The organism is Pseudomonas sp. BIGb0558, from assembly GCF_024807515.1.
Lineage (GTDB): Bacteria > Pseudomonadota > Gammaproteobacteria > Pseudomonadales > Pseudomonadaceae > Aquipseudomonas > Aquipseudomonas yamanorum_A.
Window position 1 is genome coordinate 1 of sequence record NZ_JANUEW010000035.1, and the last position, 11,362, is coordinate 11,362.

Sequence of the window (11,362 nt, forward strand, 5' to 3'; positions counted from 1 at the left end):
TTGAATTCTTCGGGGTAACGCGGGTTGCTCATGGCACCTCCTAATTGGCCTCAGTTTAAGGCATGGAGGTGTCTACGAAACCCGGGGCGATTCAGATCTGAGGTTGCTCGATGATCAGAAAGGTAATCAAAGCGAAGCTGTTGCAGCATCAATACGGACAGAGCGACTTTCTAAAACTCAGTATGAAGAGGGGCAAATTAGCTATTTGGAAGTTATCGATGCTCAGCGCCAGGTCTTACAAACCGAACTGCAACTGAGCCGTCTGACGGGCACTCAGGCCATTGCAACGGTGAGCCTGATTAGAGCCTTAGGTGGGGGGTGGGACCGAGCCGACGCTAACATTGCCTCCAATGGGCGTTAGCGGTAATCACGCAGCCTGAACGGCTTTGAATTGCTCATAAAAAGCGGGTCAACTTGGCCCGCTTTTTATGCTTCAAACCCAACGGAAATTTCCCGACCAGAGCCAAACCGCAGTAAGCGTCCGCTCAACACACCTTGCCTAATTAGACGGGTGCCTACCTGTCGCAAGATTGCACTCCAGTTGACTACGCGTTTGCATTCGATTTGACCTTTCATTGTGAGCGTCCGGCGACCTGACCTAGGTACTCGGCACCGATCGCCTGAATGCAGGAGTCTCGCAATCTGTTTTCCCGGAACGCTTACGCAAAAAACCGCAACCCTACAGTTCACGTACCATCACCAAGTCTCGGTGGACATCATCGCCGCATTGAAAACTGGTTTCTCCTACTGTCAAAAATCCATTACGCTGGTAGAAGCCTATTGCGCGGGCATTCTGATCATTCACCGTGAGCCGGATACGTTCTGAAATACCAGCAAGCGTCTCAGTTAAGAGGAGCTGTGCGGCACCGGTTCCATGGTGTTTTGAATCGACATAGCATCGTTTCAACTCAGGGATGCCATCCGCCAGTAGGATGTTTAATCGATCTGGTTTGTAGTCGACCAAACTGAAACCCACAATATCTCCGGCTTTCTCCAACACTCGCACCTCTTGGCTTGACGTATCCAGCGCGATTTGAAAACAACGCGCGGTCAGATTTTCGCTGATGTAGCGCTCCAGTTCTTCTGCTGGAGTGTCTGCTGGGCACGCCAGTGAAAAGGTAGCCTTCGCGATTCTACTCATGCTCTCAGAGTCACCCATTATCGCTGGACGCACACGCATTCATCGCTCCTTGGATTGGTAGATATTAGCGCGTACCGACGACTGAGGAGGCAGCTACGCAAATCAAGTGTTACGAAATGAGCCTATGGAATGCAAGCCTGTCGAGAGCCCATGAGCGCGAATAATGACCAAACAAGTAGCCTCGGCGGGACTACAACAGAGCTGTGAGGTCAGTTCGTATGCGTCCGCCGAAGTCACGTTGCATGACTAAGCAGATATGCGCCGCCGATCCTCATCGCTCATATCCCGGGCGAGTAGCTCAACTTCGTACAAGCCGCCAATCGAGTGCAGTGCCTAACAAACCGCAGCCAGCCGGGACCGGTTTTGGACCCTTCGCGAACTTACGATTCTGGGCTAGGGCCCCAGCTCCCCGAAGCAGCGATTCTTGACGGAAGAAACCTGCAGTTTGGTGCCGCCGTAAGTGGACCATCCTGTGACCGGTAATGAGGGAAAAATGTCGTTTCCGCCTCCTGTAGTCAGACGTAGAGTCGAACGTTCGAACGGCAAGATTGACTCATCCTCATCCAGGAGAAGGACGCTCATCACTGTTCAGGCGCTTCAATGCAAGGAAACGAGAAATGGCCAAAAAGGGCTTGGGATCCCAGCGAATCACCCGATGTTTGCAGCGAACAAAAGCGGCTATGAGAGTCATGGCCACTCATGACGCCCTGCCCAAAAGTAGCACATTGAAGATCGCGATTTTTTTGACCTAGACCGCTAAAAAACAAAGCGAAACTTTCTAACAGGTAAATGCATGTATGAGCGAAAAGACATTGTTATTGACCGGTGCCAGTCGTGGCATAGGCCATGCCACCGTCAAACACTTTCAAGCCGCTGGGTGGAGGATTTTCACCGCCTCTCGCCAGGACTGGGTCGCTGAATGCCCATGGGCCGATGGTTTGCTCAACCACATTCATCTTGATCTCGAAGATATTGATAGCGTCAGTGACAGTCTGGCTTCCATCAGGGAAAAGTTGGGCGGGCGCTTGGATGCATTGGTAAACAATGCCGGAGTTTCGCCTAAGGGGCCTGAGGGGACACGTCTTGGTGTTCTGGAGTCCGACTATGCAACCTGGATCAAGGTCTTCAATGTCAATCTGTTTTCTACGGCCCTCCTTGCGCGGGGGCTGTTTGATGAATTGAAAGCTGCAAAAGGCAGCATCATCAACGTTACCTCTATTGCAGGATCCAAGGTGCACCCGTTCGCAGGTGTCGCTTATTCCACATCCAAAGCTGCGCTCTCCGCCCTGACTCGGGAAATGGCTTTTGATTTTGGCCGACATGGCGTAAGGGTCAACGCTATCGCACCTGGAGAAATCGAAACCTCAATACTGTCCGCAGGCACTGCGGAAATCGTTGAACGGCTAGTGCCGATGAACCGGCTGGGCAAACCTGAGGAAGTTGCTTCGCTCGTCTACTTCCTTTGCACCAGTGGCGCTTCTTATGTAAACGGCGCAGAGATTCACGTTAACGGTGGCCAGCATGTCTAACGTTAATGGCCGGATCTGGGCGTTCACCTTACGTATCCGCGTAAGCGTTGACGTAGGGAACTGACGTTTAATGCACAAAGCCGGTAGCGCGGGATTTAGGTGTGTCTCGATGATTCACCTACTGACGATCCTACGCAGTTACCGTCCAAATTTGCTCTTGAAATACCCAAAAAACAAGTCCAGAATTGAGTCTTTTCCTGCCTCGGCAAGAAAAGAAACCCCTTAGATTTCAATGGGTCGGACGCCAGATGCGAGTCTCGTTTCCCGCTCCAAACACAAAGAAAAAGCCACTCTAACGAGTGGCTTTTTTTTGCCTGTGATTTAGTTGGCCGGGCTGAAACGACGACGGTACTCAGTTGGCGTGAGGCCAACGACTTTTCGGAACCGCGACCGGAAGGTCACTGCAGACCCGAATCCGGAAAGAAATGCTGTTTGATCAATCGATGTCTCGCTCTCCTCAAGCAATGCACGCGCTCGATCAATACGAGCGGTGAGAAGCCACTGTAAAGGAGTAGTACCGGTCTGTTCTTGAAATCGCCGAGCAAAGGTGCGGGAGCTCATGTTGGCGCGAGCCGCAAGACTATCGACCGTGTGCGAACTGTTCAAATTGTCCCGTATCCATTCGATCAAGGGCATCAAGCTCGTTGGAGAGCCTGGAAGCTCCTGACGAATAAACTGGGCCTGACCACCATCACGGTACAGTGGCGCGACCGCTAGGCGGGCAGTGTTTGCCGCAACAGACTGACCATAATCGCGTCGCACGAGATGCAAACACATATCCAATCCTGCTGACGCACCCGCCGAAGTCACGATGCTACCTTCATCAACGAATAGAACATTAGGTTCTACTGTTATCTCTGGGTGAAGCCTGGCCAAGTCCTCGGCGAAGCGCCAATGCGTCGTGACGCGCTTTCCGCTTAGAAGACCGCTCGCGGCAAGGATAAAAGCTCCTGTGCAGATTGACGCTAATCTTGCACCACGAGCATGTGCCTCGCGAAGAGCAATTCTTACCGCCTCTGGAACCTCTCCAAACGGGTCTTCACACCCGGGAATAACAATGGTGTGGGCCAGCTCAAGACGGTCGAGGCCGTACCGCACATTCATATCAAAGCCAGTGGCCCGAATTGTCCGCTCGGGTGCGCACACCTCCACCTCGTAAGCTTTGCTCCCATCAACCTGAGAAGCCAAAGCGAAAACCTGATAAGCGATACCAAAGTCCAACGGCACCACGTCATTCAATACCAGAACCGCAATTTTATGCACGGCGTCGACCTCCGCTCTCACAATCAAAATAACTGGCAGAAAACGATCGCTTGATGTCATTTAAGCCACTCACGTGCAGCGTCCGGCAGGAATACTCTTTTAGTCAAGTACGACGAGAGGAGACGGTAATGTCTGATGAGATGAGCAATGAGAGTGAAGGCCGCCAACTGCAGATTGGCATGGTGATTTTTCCTGGTTTCACTCTGCAGGACTTGGCCGGCCCACAGACGGCATTCGGCCTTCATGCCAAAACCCACATAATCTGGAAGACCCTGGAGCCCGTTCCCACGGATATGGGCGTCACCATGAACCCCACGATCACGATTGATGACGTTCCAGATAACCTGGACGTGCTGTTTGTCGCAGGTGGCGGAGGAACGCCTGAGATCATGAAGGACCAGGAGCTGCTCGATTTTATTGCTCGCGCAGGCAAGACTGCCACCTATGTCACCGCTGTATGCACAGGCTCTGTACTTCTTGCTATGGCGGGACTATTGGAGGGCTACCGTGCAGCGACCTATTGGCCTTTCTACGAACCCCTTATCGCACTGGGTATCGAACCGAGCTACGAACGGGTATGCGTCGACAGGAACCGAATCACAGGCGGCGGTGTAACGGCAGGTATCGACTTTGCGCTGCAGGTCATCGCCGAACTCAAAGGTCGGGACGCGGCTGAGTTTACGCAACTCGTGCTCGAGTACGACCCGCAGCCGACAATGAACTCGGGGAATCCACGTACCGCGCGACCAGAGATCGTCGCACAGATAACGGGGCTGTGGGGGCGGACTGACGAAGCGGTGAGAGTCGCGAATGAGCATATGGTGCGTCGAGCGCAATTATCAAAACTGGCTTTCACCTGATCTTGGCTTCGTTGCACTGTTCTCGGCGGACCATGCGGCGGACATATTGCGGTGAATATCCATGCAGCCGAACGAATGCCTGACGCATCCGTCCTGGGTCAGTAAAGCCCACCGCCTGAGCAACTTGCTCGATCGGCTCGCTAAGTAGCTTTCGAGGGTTCAACATGACTTTACATATAAAACCAGTGGACACCACTGAGTACGATGATGTGATTCAGGCAGCACAGGCTTATATCGACGGCTATCGCTCTGGGGATATCGCCGGAATTGAGAAGGCCTTCCACGCAGATGCGATCATGTGGGGCTATAGCGGCGACGAGCTGCTGCAAGGTCCAGCTATTCCGGCATTTGCGGGCTTCTTCAACGCACTGGGTGCCTCACCCGACGCTCGCAGTCGTCTGGATATCCTGGCTATCGCACCCACAGCGGCAGTCGTGCGCGTGGACATGGAGAATGACGTTTTGGGCGCGAGCTTCCATGACTTTCTTTCGCTGCTCAAAATAGAGGGTCAATGGAAAATCATCTCGAAGATTTTTCAACGGTACGACTAAGTCAGCGACGGTGTCGCATCCGATGAAATCGCCTGCCCGATGAGGAGGTCACTCGACACCTTGAGCACCTGCCTCTTTGTTGGGCATTCAGTTAACGTTGCCTATCGAGCGATAACGTTCTGGCTATTAGAGTTTTCTGCGATCAAGGCTAATCTTGAAACTCAGCCATCAATGTCTGAAGTGCTGCAGTGGGCGCGATGGTACGGATGAACATGACGAAAAGGTATATCAAGCATGTCAACTGAATCGAAATGCCCGTTCAATCACGCTGCGGGTGGCGGCACCACCAACCGGGACTGGTGGCCACAGCAACTGAATCTCAAGATCCTGCACCAGCATTCCTCCCTCAGCGACCCCATGGGGGAGGGGTTCGACTACGCCAAGGCGTTCAAGAGCCTTGACTTCGAAGCCGTCAAGCGGGATTTGCGCGATGTCATGACGCACTCCCAGGACTGGTGGCCGGCGGACTTTGGCCACTACGGCCCGCTGTTCATTCGCATGGCCTGGCACAGCGCCGGGACCTATCGTACGGCTGATGGTCGTGGCGGTGCCGGTGCGGGACAGCAGCGCTTTGCACCGCTCAACAGCTGGCCTGACAACGTCAGCCTGGATAAAGCGCGTCGCCTGATCTGGCCGGTCAAGCAAAAGTACGGCCGCCAGATTTCCTGGGCCGATCTGATCGTACTCACCGGTAACGTTGCGCTGGAGTCCATGGGCTTCAAGACTTTCGGGTTCTCTGGCGGTCGCACGGATGTGTGGGAGCCGGACGAAGACGTGTACTGGGGCTCCGAGACCACCTGGCTGGGGGGAGAGGAGCGTTATGGCGCGCAAAAGAAAATGCAGCAGCCGGGCGACGGTACGTTGGTGGCCGAGCCGCAGATTCATGGCAGCGAAGAAAGCCGCACCGGGAGCGGTGAGCGCAATCTGGAAAACCCCCTCGCGGCGGTACAGATGGGCCTGATCTACGTGAACCCGGAAGGGCCGGAAGGTGTTCCGGACCCGGTTGCCTCGGCGAAAGATATTCGTGAGACCTTCGGTCGCATGGCGATGAATGATGAAGAGACCGTTGCGCTGATTGCCGGCGGTCACGCCTTTGGCAAGACCCACGGCGCAGGCCCGGCTGATAACGTCGGCCCGGAACCGGAGGCGGCAGGCCTGGAAGAGCAGGGGCTTGGCTGGAAAAACACATTCGGCAGCGGCAAGGGCGGTGACACCATCACCAGCGGGCTGGAAGTCACCTGGACGTCTACACCGACGAAATGGAGCAATGAGTACCTCGAAAACCTCTTTGGCTTTGAATGGGAGCTGACCAGAAGCCCGGCGGGTGCACATCAGTGGACACCGAAGAACGGGGCGGGCGCCGGCAAGATTCCGGATGCCCATGACGCCGGCAAGCGGCATGCGCCGAGCATGCTCACATCGGACCTGGCGCTGCGTTTCGACCCGGCGTACGAACAGATTTCCCGACGTTTCCTGGCCAACCCTGACCAACTGGCCGACGCGTTTGCTCGCGCCTGGTTCAAGCTGACCCACCGTGACATGGGCCCGCTTGCTCGTTATCTCGGCCCGCAAACCCCGACGGAAGAGTTGCTGTGGCAGGACCCGATTCCCAACGTCGATCATCCGCTGGTGGACGAACAGGACGTCGCTGCGCTCAAGCAAAAGCTGCTCGCATCGGGGCTTACGGTTTCGCAGCTGGTTTCGACGGCATGGGCGGCAGCTTCCACCTTCCGTGGCTCCGATAAACGCGGGGGCGCCAATGGCGGACGCCTGCGCCTGGCGCCGCAGAAGGATTGGGCGGTCAACCAGCCTGAGCAACTGTCGGGCGTGTTGAAGCGTCTGGAAGCTGTTCAGAGCGACTTCAACTCCGCACAGGCGGGGGGCAAAAAGATTTCGCTGGCCGATTTGATCGTGCTGGCGGGCAGTGTGGGTGTTGAGCTGGCGGCAAAAAATGCGGGCCGTCAGATCTCGGTGCCTTTCACGGCCGGGCGTACCGATGCTTCTCAGGAACAGACGGATGTCGAGTCGTTCGGCTTCCTTGAGCCGGTCGCCGATGGCTTTCGGAACTACCAGAAGGGGCACTACAAGGTGTCGGCTGAAGCGCTGCTGGTCGACAAGGCGCAACTGCTGACATTGACCGCACCCGAAATGACTGTGCTGTTGGGCGGTCTGCGGGCCTTGAATATCAATGTCGGGCAGAGCAGGCACGGCGTCTTCACGGATCGCCCGGGGACCCTGAGCAATGACTTCTTCAGGAACCTGCTGGACATGGGGGTTGAATGGAAGCCAGCCCCAGGCTCCCACGATACCTTTGAGGCCCACGACCGCAAGACCGGTGCAGTCAAGTGGACGGGTACACGTGTCGACCTGGTGTTCGGTTCCCATGCCCAGCTGCGGGCGCTGTCGGAGGTTTATGGCAGTGCCGACGCCGAGGACAAATTCGTCGAGGACTTCGTGTCGGCCTGGACCAAAGTGATGAATCTGGACCGTTTCGAACTGGCCTGACATTCACGCGTTTCTTGCGAAGGCCCACGATGTGGGCCTTTTTTCTGCCTGGCCTGGCAGCTATCCCGCCGCGTCATAGCTCCCAAAATCGATCGGCCGTTGCGGGATAAACTCGTGACACCATTGCTGCGCGCACACTAGAGTGGTTGCGCCTGGATATCGGCGCGTCTCAAGCAAGGGCATCCGGGGTTTTTGACGCTGCATGCCATCGAACCTCAACGGGAATCTGCTCGGGTGATCAAGCCGTTATTGTTGCTACGCCGTCGCTTTACCTCTATCCGCTGGCGCACCCGCGTGACGCTCTGGGCGGCGGCTACCTGTGCGGGCCTGCTGGTGGTGATGTTTGCCCGCTTGGCCGACCTGGCACTGATGCAGTTTGCTCAGCAGACGACAGGGCGCCCTTGGCTGCCATTTATCTACACACCGCTGGTCGGCATGCTGGTGGTGTGGCTGACGACCCGGTTTTTTGCCGGGGCCCAGGGCAGTGGTATTCCCCAGGTGATCGCTGCCACGCGGCTGGCCCACCAGAGCAAACCTGTCAGCCAGCTGGTGTCTTTGCGTATTGCGTTTGCCAAGATCGGTCTTGGAACACTGGCGTTGACGGGGGGCTTTTCGGCGGGGCGCGAAGGCCCCTCGGTTCAGGTGGCCGCGTCGATCATGCACTTCTTTCACCGTTACCTGCCCAATGCGCGGATTATCCGCCCCGAAGACCTGATCCTGGCCGGAGGCGCCGCGGGCATTGCTGCCGCATTCAACACGCCGTTGGCCGGTGTGGCCTTTGCGGTAGAGGAGCTGGGGCGAAAGCTGGAAACCCGGACCAGTGGCGTGCTGCTCAGCACGATCATCCTGTCGGGGATGGTCGCGATCGCTTTACAGGGCAACTACAACTATTTCGGCCACCTGGACGTGCAAGATCTCAGCCTGGAGATCATCGTTCCGGCGCTGGCATCCGGAATCGGTTGCGGCCTCCTCGGAGGATTATTCAGCCGGATGCTGCTGTGGCCACAACGGCATCATCGGTTCGTGCTCTGGGAGTGGCGCCGCTTGCACCCGGTGTGGTTCGCCGGTGGCTGCGGGCTGATTGTGGCCGTGCTCGGCTGGCTCAGCGGCGGTATGTCATTTGGCAGCGGCTACGGCATCACTTCACAGATCATCGTGTCCGACATCGGCCTGCCATGGCATGCGCCCATCACGCGTTTTCTTGCCACTGTCGTGACCTATTTTTCCGGTATCCCCGGCGGTATTTTTGCTCCGTCCCTGGCAGTAGGCGCGGCCGTGGGGGCCAATGCCGCCGACTTTTTCCACGTGGCGGCCCAACCGATGATTGCGCTGTGCATGGTGGGTTTCCTGGCGGCGGTCACACAGTCGCCGATCACGTCCGCCATCATCGTCATGGAGATGATCGACAGCCATGGGATGGTGATCAGTCTGATGGCCGTCGCCCTGATTGCCAAAGCGGTCAGCGCGCGGATGGGGCCGGAGTTATACCAGCAGTTGGCGCGGGGCTTTCTGCAAGCGCCCGCCAGTGCAACGCCGAGCAAACGTTAGCGTCTGAGGGTGGCTACTGTGCCGATTCGCGGTCGCTGACTTGATCGATCCAGGTTTCCAGGTGCGTTGCGCTCATGGGCCTTGCTATCAGGTAGCCCTGTGCTTCGGAACATCCCCACTGTATTAAAAGGTCCAGGATTTCCTGATTTTCCACGCCTTCGGCAACGATGCGGTAGCCGAGCCCCTTCGCCAGGCCGATCAGGGTTTTGACCAATTGTTTGTCATTTTGATTGCTGCCCAGCCCGCTGATCAGTGACTGATCAAGCTTGACGGTGGTGGCCGGAAGTTCCTTCAAATACGCCCAGTTACTGTAGCCCGTTCCGAAATCATCCACGGCAACCTCTACGCCAAACCTGCGCACACGCTCCAGCTGCCGGATGACTTCTTCAGGGTTGGTCATCAGCATGCTTTCGGTGAACTCAAGTTCAAAGCCGGCCGGGTCCAGGCCGCAGGTTTGAATTTCATGAATCATGGCGTCCACGAACTCGGCGCTTTCCAGATCGCTGACGGTGATATTCATCGCGATCCGCAGGCGCAGGCCTTGCGCCTTCCAGACAATCGCTTGCCGGATGATTGCGTTGAGCACCCATAACCCAACGGAGGGTATCAGGGCGGTTTTTTCAGCCAAGGGTATGAATTCGGCAGGGCTGATGGGACCAAGCAACGGATGGGTCCACCGCAGCAATGCCTCGACCGAATGACAGGTTCCCGAAGGCAGTTTGATCTTGGGCTGATACACCAGGCTGAACTGTTGGTCGGAGCTGACCGCCTCCGGCAACGAACTCAACAACATGAACGCGCGTTGTTGAGCAGCGTCAAACTGGGGTTCGTAGAGCGACCATCCCAGCTTGCGGTCACGCGCCTCATCTGCCGCGCTCACCAGCAGGCGCAGCCAGTCTTGCTGCCCTGCACCATGAATAGGCAGCACACCAATCCCCACTTGCATGAGTATGGGGATGCCGTGGCATTCAACCGGCATTTTGAAGTCGGTGAGAATACTTTCGCAGATGTGTCCGGTGGTTTGATCCTCCTCAAGGAGGAAGCCAAACCGGGTCGGGCTTATTTTGTAAAGCAGGCACCGCGCGGGTAAGAGTTTTTGCAAGCGTGATTTGATCGCCAGCACCAAGTCTCCCGCAAAGCTATAACCCAGGGCCTTTACAATATCGTTGAGGAATTTTGGCGAGATAATGTCAACGGCATACACCTGGCACCGGTTGTTAAGCTTGACCGCTTGACGGATATCCTCCTCAAGCCTGAGGCGATTAAACAGCCCCGTGGGTTGGTCCACAAAATTGCGCGAGCGCATGCCCTGTATGCGCATCATCACCAGCTCAGCGAAGCCGTTGAGCATTGCACTGTCACGCTCGCTCATGGGCGGGCGGGAGACGGTGTCAATGATGCAAAGACTTCCCAGGGTAAAACCATCCTCGGTGATCAAGGGGGCGCCCGCGTAATAACGAATATGCGGCGGGCCTGTTACCAGGGGATTGTCTTTGAAGCGGGCATCCCGCGTTGCGTCCGACACCTCCAACAGCGAGTTGTCCAGCGTAGAGTAGGCGCAGAAAGACACTTCTCGCGGAGTCTGCGTTTCTTTAAGACCCACCCGTGCCTTGAACCATTGCCGGTGTTTTTCGACGATTGAAATCAGTGCGATGGGGACGTTGTAGTAGGCAGCCGCCATCTCGACGATTTTATCAAACACATCATCTTCATCGCTGTCGGTTGGACAAAATCTTGCGACCTCTTTTAGCCGTTCAATTTCGTTCGGCGGAATAGGAGCGCCTTCGCCCATGACAATCCTCGGAGTGGCTGTATTCGTACGATAAGGTATCAGACAGTGCCATCATTATGATGTTGTTTTTTTCTATGCCCCGAATAGCTCAAGGGGATGCATTCGGGCAATTTCTCCCGGCGAACCTGCGTGCGAGGGAGGGGCAGGCGCCAGGCGGAGTCGCGCTTTTGCAA

9 protein-coding genes are annotated in these 11,362 nt (G+C 56.3%); 6 read left to right on the forward strand and 3 right to left on the reverse strand.

The genetic code is table 11. The annotated features are described in order from the left end of the window. Window positions 1-103 precede the first annotated feature (103 nt). A complete protein-coding gene (locus M2400_RS33670) occupies window positions 104-361 on the forward strand; it encodes a TolC family protein (RefSeq protein WP_405046214.1) in 258 nt (85 codons plus the stop codon). Between the two features lie 318 nt (window positions 362-679). Here M2400_RS33670 and M2400_RS27265 read toward each other — a convergent pair whose 3' ends face one another. Further along, window positions 680-1,180 (reverse strand): GNAT family N-acetyltransferase, encoded by a 501-nt coding sequence (locus M2400_RS27265; protein WP_259199039.1) that lies wholly within the window; start codon window positions 1,178-1,180, stop codon window positions 680-682. 758 nt (window positions 1,181-1,938) lie between these two features. On the opposite strand from M2400_RS27265, the gene M2400_RS27270 reads away from it, so the two are divergent. Further along, window positions 1,939-2,670, forward strand: coding sequence for an SDR family NAD(P)-dependent oxidoreductase (locus tag M2400_RS27270; protein ID WP_177130853.1), 732 nt, complete (start codon window positions 1,939-1,941; stop codon window positions 2,668-2,670). 321 nt (window positions 2,671-2,991) lie between these two features. On the opposite strand, the gene M2400_RS27275 is transcribed toward M2400_RS27270, so the two are convergent. Beyond that, entirely contained in the window at window positions 2,992-3,993 is a 1,002-nt protein-coding gene (locus tag M2400_RS27275; RefSeq protein ID WP_259199040.1) for a GlxA family transcriptional regulator, read from the reverse strand. 68 nt (window positions 3,994-4,061) lie between these two features. On the opposite strand from M2400_RS27275, the gene M2400_RS27280 reads away from it, so the two are divergent. The 4 genes from M2400_RS27280 to M2400_RS27295 all read left to right on the forward strand — a co-directional run bounded on the left by M2400_RS27280 (window position 4,062) and on the right by M2400_RS27295 (window position 9,397). Next, on the forward strand, window positions 4,062-4,793 hold the full coding sequence (locus M2400_RS27280) for a DJ-1/PfpI family protein (protein WP_259199041.1): 732 nt from the start codon (window positions 4,062-4,064) through the stop codon (window positions 4,791-4,793). Window positions 4,794-4,957: 164 nt separating this feature from the next. Next, a complete protein-coding gene (locus M2400_RS27285; RefSeq protein WP_177047476.1) occupies window positions 4,958-5,344 on the forward strand; it encodes a nuclear transport factor 2 family protein in 387 nt (128 codons plus the stop codon). Window positions 5,345-5,578: 234 nt separating this feature from the next. Next, on the forward strand, window positions 5,579-7,849 hold the full coding sequence (gene katG / locus M2400_RS27290; RefSeq protein ID WP_259199042.1) for a catalase/peroxidase HPI: 2,271 nt from the start codon (window positions 5,579-5,581) through the stop codon (window positions 7,847-7,849). A 234-nt stretch (window positions 7,850-8,083) separates the two neighbouring features. Continuing rightward, on the forward strand, window positions 8,084-9,397 hold the full coding sequence (locus tag M2400_RS27295) for a chloride channel protein (RefSeq protein WP_259199043.1): 1,314 nt from the start codon (window positions 8,084-8,086) through the stop codon (window positions 9,395-9,397). Window positions 9,398-9,410: 13 nt separating this feature from the next. Here M2400_RS27295 and M2400_RS27300 read toward each other — a convergent pair whose 3' ends face one another. Further along, window positions 9,411-11,189, reverse strand: coding sequence for a sensor domain-containing phosphodiesterase (locus M2400_RS27300; protein WP_259199044.1), 1,779 nt, complete (start codon window positions 11,187-11,189; stop codon window positions 9,411-9,413). Window positions 11,190-11,362: the final 173 nt, after the last annotated feature.